The 19315-nt window shown below is 73.6% G+C and carries 13 protein-coding genes; 8 read left to right on the forward strand and 5 right to left on the reverse strand.

Annotated elements, in window-relative coordinates; all coding sequences use genetic code 11:
- The first annotated feature begins 543 nt into the window (after positions 1 to 543).
- The 3 genes from ACF1FZ_RS33240 to ACF1FZ_RS33250 all read left to right on the forward strand — a co-directional run bounded on the left by ACF1FZ_RS33240 (position 544) and on the right by ACF1FZ_RS33250 (position 3788).
- On the forward strand, positions 544 to 669 hold the full coding sequence (locus ACF1FZ_RS33240; RefSeq protein WP_391777104.1) for a hypothetical protein: 126 nt from the start codon (positions 544 to 546) through the stop codon (positions 667 to 669).
- Between the two features lie 96 nt (positions 670 to 765).
- Positions 766 to 1176, forward strand: a complete 411-nt coding sequence (locus ACF1FZ_RS33245; protein ID WP_225655554.1) for an ACT domain-containing protein — start codon at positions 766 to 768, stop codon at positions 1174 to 1176.
- 119 nt (positions 1177 to 1295) lie between these two features.
- Positions 1296 to 3788, forward strand: coding sequence for an excinuclease ABC subunit UvrA (locus ACF1FZ_RS33250; RefSeq protein ID WP_391777105.1), 2493 nt, complete (start codon positions 1296 to 1298; stop codon positions 3786 to 3788).
- A gap of 40 nt (positions 3789 to 3828) precedes the next feature.
- On the opposite strand, the gene ACF1FZ_RS33255 is transcribed toward ACF1FZ_RS33250, so the two are convergent.
- Both ACF1FZ_RS33255 and ACF1FZ_RS33260 read right to left on the reverse strand, forming a co-directional pair.
- Positions 3829 to 5073, reverse strand: coding sequence for a metallophosphoesterase (locus ACF1FZ_RS33255; RefSeq protein WP_391777106.1), 1245 nt, complete (start codon positions 5071 to 5073; stop codon positions 3829 to 3831).
- 12 nt (positions 5074 to 5085) lie between these two features.
- Positions 5086 to 6564, reverse strand: coding sequence for an FAD-dependent monooxygenase (locus tag ACF1FZ_RS33260; protein WP_391777107.1), 1479 nt, complete (start codon positions 6562 to 6564; stop codon positions 5086 to 5088).
- A 299-nt stretch (positions 6565 to 6863) separates the two neighbouring features.
- Between ACF1FZ_RS33260 and ACF1FZ_RS33265 the strand changes: the two genes are divergently transcribed.
- From ACF1FZ_RS33265 to ACF1FZ_RS33285, 5 genes are all read left to right on the forward strand, one after another.
- Positions 6864 to 7880: a thiamine pyrophosphate-dependent dehydrogenase E1 component subunit alpha gene (locus tag ACF1FZ_RS33265; protein ID WP_391777108.1), complete on the forward strand. Its 1017-nt coding sequence runs from the start codon at positions 6864 to 6866 to the stop codon at positions 7878 to 7880.
- A complete protein-coding gene (locus tag ACF1FZ_RS33270) occupies positions 7868 to 8125 on the forward strand; it encodes an acyl carrier protein (RefSeq protein ID WP_006129812.1) in 258 nt (85 codons plus the stop codon). Before ACF1FZ_RS33265 ends, ACF1FZ_RS33270 begins: the two co-directional genes overlap by 13 nt.
- Positions 8122 to 10320, forward strand: coding sequence for a 2-oxo acid dehydrogenase subunit E2 (locus ACF1FZ_RS33275; protein ID WP_391777109.1), 2199 nt, complete (start codon positions 8122 to 8124; stop codon positions 10318 to 10320). The genes ACF1FZ_RS33270 and ACF1FZ_RS33275 overlap by 4 nt, the downstream gene beginning before the upstream one ends.
- A gap of 9 nt (positions 10321 to 10329) precedes the next feature.
- On the forward strand, positions 10330 to 11334 hold the full coding sequence (locus tag ACF1FZ_RS33280) for a 3-oxoacyl-ACP synthase III family protein (protein WP_391777110.1): 1005 nt from the start codon (positions 10330 to 10332) through the stop codon (positions 11332 to 11334).
- A 64-nt stretch (positions 11335 to 11398) separates the two neighbouring features.
- Complete coding sequence (locus tag ACF1FZ_RS33285; protein ID WP_391777111.1) at positions 11399 to 11911, forward strand: hypothetical protein; 513 nt, start codon at positions 11399 to 11401, stop codon at positions 11909 to 11911.
- A 91-nt stretch (positions 11912 to 12002) separates the two neighbouring features.
- Here the strand turns inward: ACF1FZ_RS33285 and ACF1FZ_RS33290 are convergent, their stop codons facing one another.
- The 3 genes from ACF1FZ_RS33290 to ACF1FZ_RS33300 form a co-directional block, all read right to left on the reverse strand.
- Positions 12003 to 14456, reverse strand: a complete 2454-nt coding sequence (locus ACF1FZ_RS33290) for a M28 family peptidase (RefSeq protein WP_391777112.1) — start codon at positions 14454 to 14456, stop codon at positions 12003 to 12005.
- The gene (locus ACF1FZ_RS33295; protein ID WP_391777113.1) at positions 14437 to 16296 is read right to left on the reverse strand and encodes a BTAD domain-containing putative transcriptional regulator; all 1860 of its coding nucleotides are present in this window, start codon (positions 16294 to 16296) and stop codon (positions 14437 to 14439) included. The genes ACF1FZ_RS33290 and ACF1FZ_RS33295 overlap by 20 nt, the downstream gene beginning before the upstream one ends.
- Positions 16297 to 16657: 361 nt before the next feature.
- Positions 16658 to 19258 (reverse strand): amino acid adenylation domain-containing protein, encoded by a 2601-nt coding sequence (locus tag ACF1FZ_RS33300; protein WP_391777114.1) that lies wholly within the window; start codon positions 19256 to 19258, stop codon positions 16658 to 16660.
- Between the last annotated feature and the right edge of the window lie 57 nt (positions 19259 to 19315).

Below are 19315 nucleotides of genomic sequence, written 5' to 3' on the forward strand. Positions count from 1 at the left end.
GCGATCTGGGACCAGATCACAGGCGCCGCCGGCCAGCCCACCACAGCTTGAGCCTAGGCTGACGCCTGGGCCAGCCACACCCTGACACCCCGTCAGACACCCACGTCCCCAACAACGTGACAGCGCCGGGAAGGGACCTTTCCCGTCACGTCGAGGAGCGCCTCTGCCTGCGCGCGGACCCTGACCCCGCCCACTGGGCCGGCGTGTCCGAGAAGGCGTTGCGCGCCGAGCTGGAGGACCTCGAGCTGCTCCCGGCGTGCAGGAGACCACTGACTGGTGCTGGCGCAGCGGACTGGTACCGGTCGCCTCCTCCCTCGGCTGGGCGCCGATAGCGGCCCACCTGGCCGAACGGTTCGGCTTCCACTCGTACGCGGGCCGGCCCCTGGAGACACGCGCCGGCCGTTCACCGGCCGCGCCGGCACTCCGGCGAAGGACCTGGACCAACGGGTTTTCGCGGCCCGGCGCGCCGACGAACTCGGCCTCCCCCTCACTGCCTGCGCCGCCGTCGTTGCGTGTCCGGACGACGGCCCGCTCCTCGACGCGGTGGGCGTCGGCATCGCCTTCAACGCCCCCGACGACGTCCGCGCCCTGGCGAGCACGGCGGTGGAGGGCGACGACCTCCGCACGGTCATCCCCGCGCTGGAGGGACTGACCGCCCGAGCGCAATGACTGGCGCCCGCCCGTCACCACCCGACGCTGTCTCCACCGAAGGGGCGACACGTCACGGTGCGTGGTCTGTCCGCCCGGCTGTATAGGGTGTCTGTCGTGCCCGGTGAAACTGACCTGCGACGACTCCTGACCGACATGCGGCCCGAACTGAATCCGGGACGCTACGTGTTCACCACTGTGGCCGGCGGAATCCCGCCCGGGGTCACCCCGGCCGTCACGGTGACCGAACCGGAGGGTCTCACCCTGGTGCTGCGGCAGGAGGACGCCGAGGCGGCAGGGCTCCGGTACGACTACGTGGCCGGGTGGCTGGTCCTGCGGGTGCACTCCGCCTTGGACGCGGTCGGCCTGACGGCCGCCGTCGCCCGGGAACTCGCCGGGGCCGGGATGAGCTGCAACGTGGTGGCCGGATTCCACCACGACCACCTCTTCGTGCCGTACGAGGCGACGGACCGTGCCCTGGAGCTGCTCGAAGGACTCTCCCGGAGAAGTGCGGTCGGCGTCGCGTAGTAGCCTCGGTGATCCATCCGGGAAGGGCCTTCGAGATGCTCAGGACGAGGAGACCCGGCCCTCCCGGGCGCTCCGGTCCCGTGCGTCCCCCTTCCCGTCGTAGGGAGAGGACTGACACCATGACAGCAAGCGTGCGCACCTCGGAGACCATCGAGGTGGTGGGAGCACGGACCAACAACCTCCGCGACGTCGCCGTGAGCATCCCCAAGGGGCGGGTGGTGGCCTTCACCGGCGTCAGCGGCAGCGGCAAGACCTCCTTAGCGATCGACACCCTGCACAACGAGGCCCAACTCCGGTACCTGGAGGGGCTCTCGCCGTTCGTCCGGCAGTACATCACCCAGCGCAACCGCCCCAAGGTGGACCGGGTCCTCGGCCTGGGCGCCACCCTCGCCGTCGACCAGCGCCGGCTCAACCGCAATCCGCGCTCCACCGTCGCCACCATCACCGGCATCGACGGCCACCTCGGACTGCTCTACTCCCGGCTCCCCGCCATCGGCCCGGACGCGCTCCCCGGTGACGGCCGCCTCAGCTCCGCCCACTTCGACCGGCACACCCCGGAGGGAAGCTGCTCCGCCTGCCACGGCGTCGGCGGACTCTGGCAGGCGCAGGAGGAGCTCATCATCACGCGGCCGGAGTTGCCCCTCTTCGAGGGAGCCTCCCCCTGGTACGCGAAGTGGCGCTCCGGCGAACACGCCTTCATCCCCGCACTGGCCGAGAAGCGCGGCGTGGACCTCGGCCTGCCCTGGCAGTCGCTGCCCGAGCGGTTCCGCCACGAGGTGCTGTACGGCACGGGTGACGAGAAGATCGAAGCCACCGTCGACATGCCGAACAAGAACGAGACGTCCTCCTGGACGTATACCTCCAGCGAGCCGCTGCGCGGAGCGCTCGCCGAGGTGGAGCGGGTCTTCGCGAACGCGGCGACACCCACCGCGAAGGAGCGGTACCTGCCGTACATGCGCAAGATGCCCTGCACCACCTGCAGAGGCAGCGGCTACGACGAGATCGCCCGGTCGGTACGGCTCGGCGGGCTCGCCTACCCCGAACTCCTCGAGGCCGACGTCCGCGAGGTACGCGCCTGGGGCGACCGGGTCACCTCCGGCCTCGACATCGCACAGCGCACGGTCGGCGAACCCCTCCTGCAGGATCTCGCCCGCAGACTCCGGGTGCTGGACCGTCTCGGCCTCGCCCACCTCCAGCTGTCCCGCAGCGCGGCCACCCTGTCCGGCGGCGAACTCCAGCGCACCCGGCTCGCCGCCCAGCTCAGCACCGAACTCAGCGACATCATCTTCGTGCTCGACGAACCGGGCACCGGCCTCCACCCCGCCGACAAGGCCCATCTGCTGGACATAGCACTGGAGCTGCGCGCCGCCGGGAACACCGTGCTGCTGGTCGAGCACGACCCGGAACTCATCGCCCGCGCCGACTGGGTGATCGACATGGGACCGGGCGCCGGACGCCTGGGCGGCGAGGTGCTCGTCTCCGGCACCCCCGCCGACGTCGCCGGGCATCCCCACTCGCTCACCGGCCACTATCTCGCCGGGAGGGGACCGCGGCTGCGCCGCACCCCCCGCCCGGTCGGGGAGGGCACCCGCTGGGTGGAACTGCACGGGCTGTCCGCGCACAACGTGACAGCGGACCTGGTCCGCTTCCCCGTGGGCCGGCTGACCTGCCTGACCGGAGTCAGCGGCAGCGGCAAGAGCAGCCTCCTCGGCGCCCTCGGCGCCGGCACCGAGGCGGCTCTCGCCGGAACGGCGGGCGACACCGTCCGCCGGGTCACCGGTGCCGGCACCTTCGGCTGGGTCGCCGTCGTCGACCAGGAGCCGATCGGCCGCACCCCCCGCTCCAACCCGGCCACCTACAGCAAGGCCTTCGATGTCGTCCGCAAGTTGTTCGCAGAGACCGACGAGGCACGCAAGCGCGGCATCAAGGCCTCCTGGTTCTCCTTCAACGCGGCCAACGGCGGCCGCTGCGAGGTCTGCACCGGGTACGGCCGCAAGCTGGTCGACATGCACTTCCTGCCGGACGTGTGGGTGGTCTGCGACGCCTGCGAGGGACGCCGCTACACACCGGAGGCCCTGGAGATCACCTACCAGGGACTGACCATCGACGGGGTGCTGGAGCTGACCGTCGCCGAGGCCGTCGAACGCCTCACCGAGAACCGGCAGTTGGCGGAGACGCTGAAGGCCATGGACCGGGTCGGCCTCGGCTACCTCCAACTCGGCCAGAACGCCACCGAACTCTCCGGCGGCGAGGCGCAGCGCCTCAAGCTCTCCTCGGCGATCCAGCGCGGCTCCGCGGGCCGCAAGGCCGGACTGGTCGTGCTCGACGAGCCCGTCTCGGGTCTGCACCCCTCCGACATCCAGCGCATGGTGGACGCCTTCGACCTGCTCCTGGACTCGGGCAACACGGTGGTCGTCGCCGAGCACGACATCCCCGTCGCGGCCTCCGCGGACTGGGTGATCGACCTGGGCCCGGGCGCCGGACCGGACGGCGGCGCGGTCGTGGCGGCCGGCACCCCCGACCAGGTCGCCGAGGCCCGCACCCCGACCGCGGGCTACTTCCGCCGGTACATGGCGGGCCTGCCGCTGCTGGACGGGCACGGCGACCACTGAGCCGCCGGCGACGCCCCGCGCCCGGCCGTGGCGCACACGGTCAGGCGCGGGGCGACGCCAGTTCCACGACGGTGATCTCCGGGTCGGCGTCCAGGCGGACCGGCGGCCCCCAGAAGCCGGTGCCCCGGCTCACGTACAGCACGGTGTCCCCGTACCGGCTCAGCCCGGCGACGTCCGGCTCGACCAGGGACGCGAGACGGGTGAAGGGCCACAGCTGGCCGCCGTGGGTGTGGCCCGACAGCTGGAGGTCCACCCCGTACCGGGCGGCCTGCGTGACCTGCGCGGGCTGGTGGGCGAGGAGAACGACGGCCCGGTCCCGGTCCCGTCCGCCGAGCGCGGCCTCGTAGTCGGGGCCGGCACCGTGGTCGGCGCCGCTCGCGTCCTCGACCCCGGCCAGGTCGAAGCCCGGCAGGGCGACCCGCTCGTTGCGCAAGGGACGCAGCCCGAGCCCCCTCACGAAGCGGACCCACTGCTCGGCGCCCGAGTAGAACTCGTGGTTCCCGGTCACGTAGTACGCGCCGTGCGGCGCCCGCAGATCCTTGAGCGGTTCGGCGGCCCGCCCCTGGACCGCCACGTCGGCGTCCTCCACCAGGTCCCCCACGAGGGCCACCAGGTCCGGCTCGGTGCCGTTCAGGAGGTCCACCAGCTGCCGGGTGCGGGACCGCCCCACCAGCACGTTCAGATGGATGTCGCTGATCAGCGCGATCCGGAAGCCGTGGGCCTGCGGGTCCAGCCGGGCGAGGGGCACGACGAGGTGCCTGACGCGGGGCGGCCCCAGCGCGGTGTACGCGCCGTACCCCACGGCGGCGCCGGCGGCGGTCCCGGCGGCGACGGCGACGACGCGGCTCACGAACAGCCGCCGGGAGGCCAGGAGCCCGTCGGCCGAGGCGGGCACCGGGACGTCCGGACCGGGCGCGGAGCCCGCACCGTGCGACCGCCCCCGTCCGTCCTCGGGCGCCGTGTCACCGGCGAGGCGCCGGCGCCGGACCCGCATCAGCACGGGCCGGACCGCCTCACCCGCCAGCAGCGCAAGCGTCAGGTAGAGAAGCCCCGCCATCCAGGTGAAGCCGGGCCAGCCCACCGTGGTGGCCAGCGGCGGGGGCAGCGCGCGCTCCCCGGGCGGTGCGGCCACCAGCAGCAGCCCCAGCAGCACGATCAGGACCGTACCGGCCCGGCGCCACCACGAACCGGGGGACGTGGTGGCGCGGACCGTCCGCCACCACACGTAGAAGTGGGCACCGGAGAGGACCGGCAGCACGAGCGCGACGAACAACGCGGAGGACACCGGAACCCCGGATCAGCCGGCGACCGTGCGCGGCTCACCGCACCAGCGGCGCAGCGCCCTCGTCAGCCCCCGGCCGGGCTCGACGCCCGCCCAGGCCACGTACCCGTCCGGCCGGATCAGCACATGCGCGGGCCACCCTGTGCCGAGGGGCTCGGCGAGCACACCCCCACGCAGCCGTTCCTCCCAGCCCGCGGCGGCGGGCGGACAGCCGCCCGTGCCGGTCAGCACGAAATGGCCGCTCCGGAACAACTCGTACAGCCGCTCCGGGCCGCCGGGGGCCGCCACGAGGGGCCGGTCCGGCACCCGCCGGCCCGTCCACCGGTCACGCTTGTCCGCCGGGTAGCGCAGGGTCAGGCCCGATAGGTGCAGCACGTTCAGCCGGTGCACCGGCCTGATCCGCATCGACCACATCGCCGCCTTCCGCAGCACCCGCGCGGGAAGACTGTCGGAGGTCTCGAAGCGGAAGGACAGGTCGGTCTTGCGCAGCGTCTCCGCCGCGATCGGGTACCGCTCCGCCTCGTAACTGTCGAGCAGCCCTCGCGGCGCCCACCCGTCGAGCACCGCCCGCAGCTTCCAGCCCAGGTTGAACGCGTCCTGGATACCGGTCTGGAGCCCCTGCCCGCCGGACGGGATGTGCGTGTGCGCGGCGTCCCCCGCGAGCAGCACCCGGCCGACGCGGTAGGTCTTCGCGTGCCGCTGCGAGCTGCGGAACCGGGACAGCCACAGCGGGCTGTGCATGCCGATGTCCGCGCCCAGGATGGCGGCGCAGCTCTCGCTCAGGTCCTCCAGGGTGAGCGGCTCGTCGGCGGGGACGGTGAACTTCTCCCGGTCCAGCACGATGACCCGGTACGTGCCGTCGCGGAACGGGAACAGGGCCGCCATGCCGCGCCGGGTGATCCGCGCGTACTCGGCCGGCCCCGGCGGACTGCTCAGCCGGGCGTCGGCCATCATCAGCGACTGATCATAGTTCCAGCCGTCGAACTCCACGCCGAGGGCGTCACGGACGGTGGAGTTCACCCCGTCACAGCCGACGACGTACCGGGCCCGGACGGTGGTCGGACCCTCCGGACCGGTCAGCTCGACGTCGACCCCGTCGTCGTCCTGCGACAACCTGGTCATCTCGGTCCCGAAGAGCAGCACCGCGCCCGCCTTCTCCGCGGCGGCCTGCAACGCGTCCTCGGTCCGCGCCTGCGGGATGGACAGGCTGAACGGGAACGGCGTGTCGAGCAGCCCGTAGTCCAGGTAACCGTCCTCGTTGCCGAGCGGCGGATGCGGGCACCCCCGCCCCCAGGCCAGCACGTCTCCCACCCGGCCGCGCATGTCGAGGAGTTCCAGGGTGCGTGGCTCGACCGTGCAGGCGCGGGACAGCCGGCTGCGCCCGGTGCGCTTGTCGACCACCTGGCAGGAGACGCCGAAGCCGGCCAGTTCCGCCGCGAGCGCGAGCCCGGCGGGTCCGGCGCCGACGATGAGCACCTGGGGGGACGGCGGCATCTTCTGACTCCTTCGCAGGCGGCTGGACCCGCCGCACGGGCAGTGCGCGGGGGCGGAACGACGGCAGGCGGAGGCCTTGCCCCGGACCACGGGGCGGCCGCTTCCCGCCGGGATTCCGGCCAGTTAACGGGCGGGTGCGAAGCGGGCGCAACCACGCTGAGAACGAGGTAAGAGACGCCGGAGAGCGAGGGCCGGCGGATGAGACCGGATCGAGCACCGGATTGAGAACGGCGCGTCCTAGCGTGGCGACCGATCACGTGGTGTGCACGAAGTCCAGCCCCGCAGGGAGGAGTTCCGCCATGACCGCGCATCCGCCGGAACCGAGCCGTACACCGGCCGCCCCGGCCGCCGCACCCCCACCGGCCGCCCTGTCCCTCGCGGAACCTTCCGCCGTACCCGGGCGTGAGGACCTGGAGTCCCTCCTGACCATCCGCCACTTCGAGAACCTGCTGCTGCGGATGTTCGCCGAGGGCAGGCTCAACGGCACCACGCACACCTGTCTCGGCCAGGAGTACGTGCCGGTCTCCCTGGCCCCGCTGCTCGCCGGCGACCACGTGCTCAGCAACCACCGGGGCCACGGCCACTACCTCGCCCTGTTCCGGGATCCCGCCGGACTGCTCGCGGAGATCATGGGCCGCGCCGGCGCGGTGTGTTCGGGCGTCGGCGGCAGCCAGCACATCCGCCGCGACGGCTACCTCTCCACCGGGGTGCAGGGTCAGAGCCTGCCGCTCGCCGTCGGCATCGGACTACGCTGCAAGCGCACGGGAGACGGCCGGATCGCCGCCGCGTTCGTCGGCGACGGCACCTGGGGCGAGGGAGCGGTCTACGAAGCGCTCAACATGGCCGCGCTGTGGCAGGTACCGGTCCTCGTGGTCGTCGAACACAACGGGATCGCCCAGTCCACCCCGACGCACGCCCAGATGGCCGGTTCGATCGCCGGCCGGGCCGCCGCCTTCGGCATCGACTTCGTGGAGATCACCGGCCATCACATCCCCGGCATCCGGGAGCGGCTCACCCCCGTGGTGCGCCGGGTCCGCGAGGAACACCGCCCGGTGGTCGTGCAGTTCACCACCCACCGGCTGGGCCCCCACAGCAAGGGCGACGACACCCGCGACCCGGCCGAGGTGGAGCGGCTCCGGGCCGGCGACTGGCACCGGGAGCTGACCGGCCGGCTGGGCGCGCCGTTCCGGGAACTCGACGCGCGTATCCGCGCCGAACTGGAAGAAGTGGCCCGCGAGGTGGAGGCACGGCCGCCCGCCACCTGGACGGGGTCCGGTCCCGCGGACCCGAGGACGGAGGACCGATGGCCGAACTGACCGAGCCCACCGACCTGAGCGGACTGACCGCCCTCGTCGCCGAGGTGCTCCAGATACCCGCCGCCGAGGTGACGGAGGAGACCGGGACCGCCACCACGGCGGCCTGGACGAGCCTGCGACACGTCCAGATCGTCTCCCGCGTCGAACACGCCTACGGCATCCGGCTCACCGCCCGCGAGGTGCGCCGCTGCCGGAGCGTCGGCGCCCTGCGCGCGGCGCTCACCGCGAAGCGGGGGACGCCGTGACCCGTCCCGCGCCCCGTGTGGTGGAGGCGCTCAACGCGGCCCTGCACCGCCTGTTCGAGGAACGAACCTCACTGCATCTGCTCGGCGAGGACGTACGCGACCCGTACGGCGGCGCCTTCAAGGTGACCCGCGGCCTGTCGGCCCGCCACCCGGACCGGGTGCTCTCCACCCCGATCAGCGAGGCGGGCATCACCGGCGTGGCGGGCGGTCTGGCGCTCGCGGGCGACCAGGCGATCGTGGAGATGATGTTCGGCGACTTCGCCGCGCTCGCCTTCGACCAGATACTCAACCTGATCTCCAAGTCGGTGACCATGTACGGCGACCGGGTGCCGATGCCGGTCGTGGTGCGCTGCCCCGTCGGCGGCAACCGTGGCTACGGCCCCACCCACAGCCAGAGCCTCCAGAAGCACTTCCTCGGCGTGCCCAACCTGGCGCTGTACGAGACGAGTCCCTTCCACGACCCGTACGAGCAGCTCGCCGAGGGCCTCGACCGGGGGCCCGCGATGCTCTTCGAGGACAAGGTCCTCTACACCCGGCGGATGTTCCGCGACGGGGTGGTGGACGAGCACCACCGGTACGCGCTGCGCGGCGGGCCCACCGGCTGGGCGCACATCTCCTCCATGGACGGCACCGCCGCCGACGTGGCGCTGATCTGTCCCGGCGGCACCGCGCACCGGGCCCTCGACGCCGCACGGCTGCTGCGCGCCCGGGGGATCGCCGCGCACGTCCTGGTCCCGGCCCGGCTCTACCCGCCCGACCTGGAGCCGGTGCTGCCGCTGCTGGCGGACGCCCGCCTGGTCGCCGTGGCGGAGGAGAGCACCGCGGGCGGTACCTGGGGCGCCGAGATCGCCGCCCGGGTGCACGCGAGGATCTGGGCGCAACTGCGCGCGCCCGTACTGCTGTTGAACTCGGCCGACTCCGTGGTGCCGACCGCGCCGCACCTGGAGGCGCGGGTGCTGCTCGGCGCGGAACGGATCGCCGAGGAGATCGAGGCCGGAGCGGCCCGGTCCCTGCCGCCCCGCGCGCCGGCCACCCCGCCGCCTGCCACCCCGCTCGCGGTCACCGGGCCGGAGACCCCAAGGCCGGAGACCACCGCGCCGGAGACCCCTGGAGCGGGGGCCGGTGAACCGGAATCCGCCGCCGCGGACAGCGCCGAGCCGGTGGCCGGGGTGCCGGTCGCCGTGCCCAAACTCAACAACAACGACACCGCCTACCTGGTCGTCCGGTGGTTCGCCGACGACGGCGCGTACCTCGACGAGGGGGACCCGCTGGTCGAGCTGGAGACCTCCAAGGCGGTTGAGGAGATCGCCGCACCGGCCGCCGGGCATCTGCGGGTGCGCGCCGCGGAAGGCAGTGAGGTCGGCGTCGGGGAACTCCTCGCCGAACTCCTCGCCGCGCCGCCCGCCGCCCCCGGACCCGAGGCCCGGTCCGCGGCCCCTTCCGAGCCCCTTCCCAAGTCGCTTCCCGAGCCCGCTCGCGCCCAGGAGCCCGGCCCCGCCGCCGCCCGCACCCATGTGCTCGACCGGGCGCAGCAGGGCACCGCCGCGGTGGTCACCCGCGCCCACCGGGAGGTGCCCGTCGCCTTCGCCGCGGTCGAGGTCACCGTGGACGCGGTACTGGCCAGACTGTGCACCCTGTCGGACGAGACCGGCGCCGAGGTGGGACTGCCGGAGGCGGTGGTCAAGGCCGTGGCCGCCGCGCACCCCGCCTTCCCGCACCTGTTCGGCACCCTGGTGGACGAACGGACCGTGCGGCTCGCCGACACCGTGGACATCGGCGTCACCGTGGACGCCGGGAACGGCCTCTACATCCCCGTGCTGCGGGACTGTGCCGGCCGTTCCCTCGCCGACCTCTCCGACGACCTCATGGACTTCCGGCTGAAGGCGTTCCGCGCCGAGTTCACCGCGGGTGAGCTGTCCGGCGGCTGCCTGAGCGTGTCGCTGAACACGGAACCCGGTGTGCTGTTCGTCCAGCCGATCGTCATGGCGCCGCAGCTCTGCATGGTCTCGGTGGGCGGCCCGCTCACCCGGCTCGTCCTCGAGGACGGGGTGCCCGCCTCCACCACCGTGGTGACCCTCGGACTCGCCTACGACCACCGGGTGGTCAACGGCCGGGACGCGGTCGCCTTCCTGCGCGCCGTCGCGGACGCCCTCCACGACGCGGAGAAGCTCGTCGAACTCGTCGACGGGCAGTGAGGAGTTCTTGTGGCGTACGGGTTGACCGCCTTCGGCACGGCGCTCGGCGAGGAGACCGCCGTCAAGGACGTGGTGGCCGAATACACCGAGGACGTCGAGCGCGTCCTCGGATACGGGTACGACTTCATCCACCGGGCCGCGCCCGCCACCAGCGTCACCGATCTCGCCGTCGAGGCCGGGCGGCGGGCGCTGACGGGGGTGAACCCGCGCGAGGTGGACCTGCTCGTCCTCGCCCTGACCGACCTCGCCGACCATCTCTACTGGGACGCGGCGGCCCGGGTCCAGTGGGAACTCGGCCTGAGCCGGGCCGAGGCGGTCCTCGTCGACCAGGGCTGCGCGGGCGGGGTCACCGCTCTCGACACGCTCGCGGGACGCTTCGCCACCCACCCCGGCTACGGCACGGCGCTGGTCGTCGGCGCCAACCGCACCGTCGAGGCGTACTGGAACCGGCTGGACACCCACTCGCTGCTGTTCTCCGACGGGGCCGCCGCCGCCCTCGCCGTACGCGACGCGCCCACCCTGCGCTGGCGGGCCTCGTACGCGGAGACCGACGGCCGGTACGCCGACTTCTTCCGCATGGACGTCGGCGGCGCCAGACAGCCCTTCGCGCCCGGCGCCGGGACACCCTCCGTACGGGACTCCTGGGACGTGGTGGAGTACTTCGAGCACGACGCCGGGCGGCTGGCCGCGTACGCCGAGGAGATCGACGACCGCACCGCGCGCGCCGTGCACCGGGCCTGCCGTCAGGCCGGGTGCGCCGAGGAGGACCTGGCCTGGCTCCTGCTGCTCAACGACAACGCCCGGGTCCTGGCGGCGCAGGCGGAGCTGATCGGGGTGCCGCTGGAGCGCACCAACACCGAACTGGCTCGCCGGCACGGGCACTTCGGCGCCGCCGACCACCTGTTCTCCCTCGCCCGGACGTATGAGGCCGGGGAGCTGTCGCCCGGCGACCTCGTGGCCCTCGCGACCAACGGCCGCGGCATGCACTGGGCGTGCGCGGTCCTCCAGTGCTGACCACCCGGCCAGGTCCTGCCCGGGGAGCATCCTCCCGCCACCGAACAGATCGGAGTGACACGCTATGAGCCGTCAACCCGCCCGGCGCGCCTGGACGGCCGCCGCGCTGGTCTGCGCCTGCCTCGGGCTGGTGTCCTGCGGGGCCGAACCCGACTCGGCCGTGCGGGCCTCCGCCGCGGACGACACCCCGGCCTGCAAGGTGCTGCGTCCGCTGACCGTCGAGTTCGGCCTCGGGGAGCCCTCGGTGAGCGAGATGTCCGGGGAGGGCTGTACCGCACACAGCCACGACTTCGGCACCCTCACCGTGCTGCTGCGGGACCGGCCGCTGGAGGACACGGCCACCGGGCAGGGCAAACGGAGCACGATGCGCTTCGGCGACCACGACGCCGTCATGCTGATGGGTTCGCTGGACGGCGTGTGCAAGATCTTCCTGGACGCGGGGGAGCGGAACACCGTGGAACTGCGGCTCGGCCGGACCACGGCGATGACCCCGCAGGTGTGCACCTCACTGAAGAAGGCGACGGCGAAGGTGGCCGAGGGGCTCGCCCCGCAGCCGTCGGCCACCGCGTCCGGCTGACCCGACCGAAGGGGACCGGGGGTGGCGCCGAACGCGCCACCCCCGGTCGTATGTTCCGCACGACCTGGGTCGCACGACGTCACGCACCGCCTCACTCCAGCGTCCGGGTGGTGGCGGCCAGGGACGCCTCTCCGAGTGAGGCGACCCCGAGCGCGGGCGGCCGGGTGCCGTCCGGTGCGCCGGCCGCCGGCCCGGGGAGGCCTTGCGTACGGTCGACGACCCGGACCGTCGCAGGCCCCGCACCCAGCTCCAGCTCCAGTTCCGCGCCCCGCGCCGGCACATGACGGATCCACAGTTCCCAGGGGGCGTCACCGGCCGGGTCGTCGGCGTGCCGCCCGGGCACCCCGGACAGGGACCAGCCGCGGACGGCGGTCCCGCTGACGAGGACCACCAGCTGGTCCGCGCCCCGCCTGGACGCCGCCGTCACCCGGACCCGGCGTCCGCCGTCCGCCGTCCACGCGACCACCTGCGTGGTGACCCGGGGGCCGGGCAGCGGGAACGCCTCGGCCGGGCCCCGCCGGACCGGCACCCGCCAGCCCGGCCAGAGATCCTCCACCGAGCCCGGCTCGGCGTCGGCGGGCAGGAAGTCGTCGCTCCATTCGTCCGCCGGGACCCCGCTGATCCAGTGGCCCGCGCGCCGGTCCGCATCCCACAGGTACAGAAGGTCGGCCCGTACCGGGTTCTCCGGTTCCCGGGGCAGCAGCGCGGCGCCCGCCAGCATCGCCGTCGCGACCACGGCGGCGGTCACCGGCAGCAGCCGGGGCAGGACCGGCAGCACCCCCGGCAGCAGCGCCGTGAGCAGCGCCGCCACGGCCACCGGCGCGGCCACCAGCCCCAGGCCCAGGGCGTTCGTGAGCAGCGGCACCAGCGCGAACACCAGCAGGGCGGCCGGTACCGTGCCCAGGGCGGCGGCCAGCACCCGGCCCCCTGCCGTGTCCCCGGCCCGCGAGGTGAGCACGGCGGCGGCACAGAGCAGTCCCAGTGTCGGCCAGACGAACACGTGGCTCCCGCCGGGCAGCAGCACCGCCGACACGACGGACAGGACGATCCACAGCAGCACGGCCCCTGCCACCTGTGCCCGGGCGCCGGCCCACCGCCTGGCGACCAGCGCGAGCGCGCAGCCGACGGCCAGGGCGAGCGACAGGAACCCGACGAGGGCCGGGACCTGGCCGTCGATGTCGTAGTAGTGGGCGAACTCCGGGTGTCCCGACGCGACCAAAGGCGCCAGGCCGAACGCGGCCCCGGCGGCGAGCAGCAGCTGCCCGAGGGCGACGGCGAACCCCCGCAGGACGGCACCCACGGTGAGCGTGCCACGCGCCCGGAGCCGCAGCAGCAGCGCCAGGCCGAGCCCGGCCGTCACCAGCGCGGTGGGCAGCGCCGCGCCCAGCGGGTAGGAGACGAACCATCCGCCCGCCCGGAAGTACGCGGAGTCCCCGGCCGGGGTGTGCGTCAGGTCGGCCGAGGCGAGTGCGCGGGCCAGGCCGAGGGCCTGCTCTCCTTGGTGCTGGACGGTGGCCGGGTCCACCCGCTCCGGGGTGTCACCGGTGCCGTGGTAGTGGGTGTAGCCGTCGAGATAGGCCAGGTTCAGGCCCTGGTGCCCGGCCTCCTGGAACACGGTGAAGTCGGTGAGGTTGGGCATGTAGCGGTACGCGGCGTCCAGCAGCGAGTCGGCCCGTGCGTCCGGCGCCGACTCGGTCAAGGTGCGCACCAGCCAGTCGGCGTCCGGTCCCGTCTCGAACATCAGGCTCGGACCTCTGCTGCCTCTGGCCTCGAAGTTCAGGATCACCGTGTCCGGCGGCAGCGTACCCGGTCCGGCCACCAGGGCCTGCGCGCCGAGCAGTCCGCTCTCCTCGGCGTCGGTGAACACGAAGAGGACGTCGTTGCGCGGGGGCGGCCCCTCCCGCAGCGCACGGGCCGTCTCCAGCAGCACCGACACCGGGACCCCGGCGTCGTTGGCGCCGGGCCCCGCCTCGGTGGAGTCGTAGTGGGTGACCAGTGCGACCGGCCGGGTGCTCGCGGTGCCGGGGAGGCGGGCGACAACGTTGTGCAGCCGCAGGTCGGCGTAGCGGGAGTCGGCGCCGACGGGGGAGAGGTCCGGACGGTGGGATGCCGCCGCCCCGGTGTGCACCCGGGTGTCGAGGCCCAGCGCGGTGAGGGTGCGGACGATGTGGTCCCGGGCCCGGGTGTGTGCGGCGGAGCCGCTGGGCCGGGGGGCGGTGGCGATCTCCCGTACGTGTGCGGCGGCGCGGGCCGCCGAGAAGGCGCCGGCCGGCGCGTCCGTCCCTCGCGCGGCGGGCATCCTGCTGTTCCAGGCGACCAGGGAGACACAGAGCGCGGCGAACACGGCGACGGCCGTCGGGAACACCCAGCGCCCTCCGGTGGTGCGCCGCGTCCCTTCCGTACCGGTCCGGCCGGCGCCGGGGTGCCCGGGGCTGTCGTGGGGTCCCTCACCGGGGCGGGGATCGCTCAGGCGGGCCGGCGCGGACGCGTTCCGGTCCTCGGGGCGGGAGCCGCCCGCCTCCCCGTCATACCGTCTGAGTGCCATAGACCGTGCACTCCTTGTCCGGCCGTAACAATGCGCCGGACATCCCGGCCGCACCCTCCCGCCCGGACGGGGCGAGGGCGATGCGGTCCACCACGTCCTGTCCGGCCAGGGCGCCGAACTCCGTCGCGGCGCGCTGCCGGGCGTGGTCGCGCACCAGCGGGTTGAACGAGTAGAGGGGGCCGTCCGGCGCCCGGTCCTGGGTGACCGTCAGTAGGTGAGCGTTGATCAGGGTGTCCAGCAGCCGCTGGGTGTCCTCGCCGGGGCGGTCGGACACGGCGAAGGCCATCCACTCGGGCACGGAGTCCACGTCGCACATGCTGAGCCGGAGCCACAACCGGTAGGCGAGCGGCGACAGCTGCTCCACGGTCGAGTCGAGCCGCGCCCCCATGTCCAGGGAACCGATGGACAGTTCGGCGATCCGGTCCTGCCATGTCGCCAGCCGGTCGGTGAAGCCGCGCAGGGTGCAGTGGGGGCGGGCTCGCAGCCGTGCCCCGGCGGCCCGGATGGCGAGCGGCAGGTGGCCGCAGAGCTCGACGATCCGCCGGGCGCTGTCGACCTCGGCGAAGACCCGCTCTACGCCCGCCAGGGAGGCGAGCAGGTCCAGTGCCTCGTCGGTGGGCAGCCCGTCGACGCGGTACTCGGTCAGGCCGGGGATCTTCAGCAGACTGGCCCGGCCGGTGCACAGGACCGCGCTCTCGCCGCTGGGCAGCAGGGCCTCGTAACGGGTGGACTCCGCCACGTCGTCCAGGACGATCAGCAGGCGCTTGCTGGCGGTGATGCTGCGGAACAGCGTGGCCCGGGCGGCGAGACCGGCGGGAATGCGCTGCTCCGGCACCCCGAACGCGTCGAGGAAACCGTTCAGCACCTCCTGCGGGTGCACGGGGTCGGTGTGCCCGCGCAGGTCGGCGTAGAGCTGGCCGTCGGGGAAGTGCTGCTGGAGGGCGAGACCCGCGTGGATCGCGAGGGCGGTCTTGCCGGCGCCGCCGCATCCCGCCAGCGCCACCACGCGCGGTTCGCCGCCCGCGCGCAGGTCCGAGGTGATGCGCTGGAGCAGGTCGCGCCGGCCGGTGAAGTCCTTGATGCGGGGCGGCAGCTGAGCGGGCACCTTGGCGCCCGGCCAGGGCTGGTGCGCCACGACGGCGACCGGCGGGGCGATCGGCTCGCCGGCCAGGATCTTCTGGTGCAGTTCCTGAAGACCCGTGCTCGGCTCCAGTCCCAGGTTCTTGATCTGGGCCAGGCAGCTGTTGCGGTAGACGGCCAGGGCCTCCGCACGACGCTGGGACTGGTACAGCGCGGTCATCAACTGGGCGCACAGCCGCTCGCGCATCGGATATTCGGCGACCAGCGGTTTGAGCTCACTGATGAGTTCGGCGTGCCGGCCGAGGGTGAGCCCGATGTCGAGCCATTCCTCGAGGACGGAGAAGCGGCGTTCCTCCCAGTGCGCGGCCACCGCGTAGGTGAGCGGCCCGGAGATGTCGGCGAGCGGCTGGCCCCGGTAGAAGGCGAGCGCCCGCTGGTATTCGGCGGAAGCGGACTCCAGGTCACCGGCGGCCGTCAGCTCCCGGGCCCGGCGCACCGCCTTCTCGAACGCGTGGGCGTCGAGATCCTCCTCGTCGAGCCGGATGCGATAGCCGCCCTGTTCGGTCTCGATCAGGTCGACCGGCGCACCGGCGGCAGCGAATGCGTTCCGCAATCGCCAGACGCAGGTCTGGATCTGCTTGTCCGCCGTGGCGGGAGGAGCGGAACGCCATACGGCGTCGATGAGTGAATTGACCGGGACGACGCGGTTCGCATTGAGCAGTAACGCCGCCAGAACAGTTAACTGGCGATTGCGGCCCACCCGGATCGGTTTACCGCGAACGACTGCTTCCAATGGCCCGAGAATACGAAAGAAAACATCGCGGACATGGTCGTCTTTCCCCTCGCTCGAACCACCTGTGTCGAGAGATGAATAACCATTGGTGATCGGCAAGATCATCCTCCAGGTGTCGGAATCATCGCAGCCAACGGGGACCTTACAGAGCTCCACTTGTCATGTCTATACCCAACTTGAACGCCCATATGGGGTTACCTTGGCCGAGTCTTTCCGGTGGCGGCGCAAGAGTGCAATGTGTGCCACGGGAGAGGGAGGATGGCTTGAACGGAACGGTTTATCGGGAACGGCTATCGGCGATGCCCGTTCGGTCATCGGCCGTGCCCGTTTAGCTGGGAACCGGCAGGGTGCGCAAAGCCAGTGCGTCCACCTTTCCCCCTGGAGTTCTCGGCAGTCGCGGCACCATGACGATGCGGTGGGGGCGCATCTGCTCCGGTACCGACTCGGCGATTTTCTGCTGCAACTCCGGCACGGTCACATGCGATCCCACGACCACGAAGGCGACAAGCTGTTCGGCCGCGCCGTCCTGCCGCAGCAGCACCGCGCACTCGCTGACGGCCGGATGTCTGCGGACCGCCGCCTCGACCTCACCCAGCTCGATCCGGAAACCGCGCACCTTCACCTGGTGGTCCACCCGGCCCAGGATGCGCAGCCGCCCGTCCTGCCCCCACAGCCCGCGGTCGCCCGTTCGGTACAGCCGCCCGCCGGGCCGGTACGGATCGGGCAGGAACCGCTCGGCGGTCAGCGCCGCACGGCCCTGGTAGCCACGGGCCACCCCCGGCCCCCCGAGCCAGATCTCGCCCGGCACCCCGGGCGGGACCGGCCGCAGCCCGCCGTCGAGCACGTACGCCTGGTACCCGGGCACCGGACGCCCGATCGGGATGCCCGCGCCGGCCGCCTCCGCCGGACCGCAGCGGTGCGTGGTGGCCCACACCGCGCACTCGGTCGGCCCGTAGTCGTTGAACAGCGGCGCCTGCGGGCACAGTCGCAGATGCTCGGCGACGATCTCCGGGCCGAGCGGCTCCCCGCCCACGGCCGCCATCGACAGCCGGCCGAGCGCCTCCCGGCCCGCGACCTGGAGGACGATCCGGTAGTGCGAGGGCACGGCGTGGACGTGGGTGACGGCCGCTGACTCCAGCAGCTTCCGCAGCGCCATCGGGTCGTGCGCCTCCTGCTCGGTGGGCAGCACCACCGCGCCGCCGGAGGTCAGCGCCCAGTACATGCCGCCCGCCGCCCCGTCGAAGCACAGCGGCGGCAGCACCAGGTCCCGGCCGGGCGGCGGGCCGGCCACCGCACGGGCCGCCGTGGACACCACGATCGCCCCGTGGTGCACGCCGATGCCCTTGGGCGTCCCGGTGGACCCGGAGGTGTAGATGACGTACGCCAGGTCGTCGGGGGTGACCGGGACGCCGAGCGGGGTGCCGGGCAGCCCGGCCGCCTCGTCGCCCAGGAGTACCGGCACCGGCACCGCGTACTCAGGCTCCCGGCCGGCGAGCAGCACCAGGGCGCCCGAGTCGTCGAGGATGCGCCGGACACGCTCGGGCGGATATGTCGGCTCGACCGGCACGTAGGCGGCGCCGGCCTTCAAGACGCCCAGCATCGCCGTCACCGACCAGGCCGCGCGTTCGGTCAGCAGCGCCACGAGCCCTCCGGGGCCGACCCCGGCCGCGCGGAGCAGGCGGGCCACCCGGTTGGCCTCCTCGTCCAGCCGTCGGTAGGTCAGCTCGGTCTCCCCGCACAGCACGGCCGGCGCGTCCGGCGTCCGCACGGCGTGCTCCTCGACCAGCGTGTGCAGACAGACGGCTGGAACCGCACCCTCGGCACCGCGCGACCACTCCGCGAGCGCGGCCCGCTCCGCCGCCCCGGCACCGACGATCCCGTGCACCGGCCGGTCGTCGAGCAGCTCGTCCAGGACGGCGAGCAGCCGCGCGGCGAACGTGACGACGGCGCCCTCCTCGTACAGACCGGTGTCGTGGTCGATCCGCACCTGGTCGTCCTCCAGGGCGACCAGCAGCCCGTGGTGGGCCACCGAGTCCGGCGGCCGGACCGCCGACGCGGTGCACGCGCCGACCCGTTCCGGCTCCGTCACCCCGCACGGGGCCACCGCGAGCGCCGCGTGGAACCCCGGGTGGACCGGGACACCCGAGGCGAGCGCGTGCCCGCCCTCGCGGAGCGCGACCGTCCCGGACACGCTCTCGGCCACCCGCGGGGTGACCGCCACCGGCGCGTCGGACGCGACGACGATCCCCGTACCGGGCGAGCCGCCGCAGCGCACCCGCAGCACCGTCAGGGCCACGGGCAGCGACGCCTCGACGGGCACCCCGGCGGAGCGCAGCCGCGCGGCGGCCCGCCCGGCCGGGACCCGTACCGTCCGCGCGTACCCGGAGGCCCGGTCACCGCCGTCCGGCAGCCCCGACGGTCCCCGCTCGGCGGCGCCGGCCTGCCCGTCCTCCGGCCCGACGGCGCTCAGGGAGAGGTCTTCGGACCCCGCGCCGACCGCCGCCGGGAACGGGGTGTCGTCCGTCAGCAGCCACCGCATCACCGCCGCCGGGGGCAGCGCGTCCTCGGTGACCACCACCAGCAGGGACCGCCCCGCGTCGAGCCGGGCCAGCAGCACACGGGCCGGGCCCGGTTCCGCCTCCGCGGCGGCCGTCTCCTCACGGATCAGCTCGCCCCACTCCGCACGGTCCGTCCCGACGCTCCCCGGGCCCAGCACCGTGAGCGGAACGTCCAGTCCTCCGCCCGCGATCCGCATCCGTGGCGTCCCCGGATCGAGCGGCCCTTCGACCACCCAGCAGCCGGCGGTGAGCCCGGCGCGGCCGCCCACGGGCACCTCGGCGGGTCCGGCCGCCCCGGCCGGAGGACCATCCACCGGACCGGTCACCAGGACTGGCGTGCGCACGGACCGGGACACGGGCGACGGGGGCATGTTCGTTCCCTTCAGGTGTGCTGTCGTGGTGAGGCGACCGGACGGGACCCGCCCGGT

The sequence above is a fragment of the Streptomyces sp. NPDC014623 genome, from assembly GCF_043088245.1.
In the GTDB taxonomy this organism is placed as follows: Bacteria; Actinomycetota; Actinomycetes; order Streptomycetales; family Streptomycetaceae; genus Streptomyces.

Bases quoted from the DNA above. Each gene is read 5' to 3' on its own strand.
- ACF1FZ_RS33300 (WP_391777114.1), bottom strand. From the start codon at position 19,258: ATGCCCCCGTCGCCCGTGTCCCGGTCCGTGCGCACGCCAGTCCTGGTG.
- ACF1FZ_RS33270 (WP_006129812.1), top strand. From the start codon at position 7,868: ATGGCCGAACTGACCGAGCCCACCGACCTGAGCGGACTGACCGCCCTC.
- ACF1FZ_RS33260 (WP_391777107.1), bottom strand. From the start codon at position 6,564: ATGCCGCCGTCCCCCCAGGTGCTCATCGTCGGCGCCGGACCCGCCGGG.
- ACF1FZ_RS33250 (WP_391777105.1), top strand. From the start codon at position 1,296: ATGACAGCAAGCGTGCGCACCTCGGAGACCATCGAGGTGGTGGGAGCA.
- ACF1FZ_RS33265 (WP_391777108.1), top strand. From the start codon at position 6,864: ATGACCGCGCATCCGCCGGAACCGAGCCGTACACCGGCCGCCCCGGCC.
- ACF1FZ_RS33290 (WP_391777112.1), bottom strand. From the start codon at position 14,456: ATGGCACTCAGACGGTATGACGGGGAGGCGGGCGGCTCCCGCCCCGAG.
- ACF1FZ_RS33285 (WP_391777111.1), top strand. From the start codon at position 11,399: ATGAGCCGTCAACCCGCCCGGCGCGCCTGGACGGCCGCCGCGCTGGTC.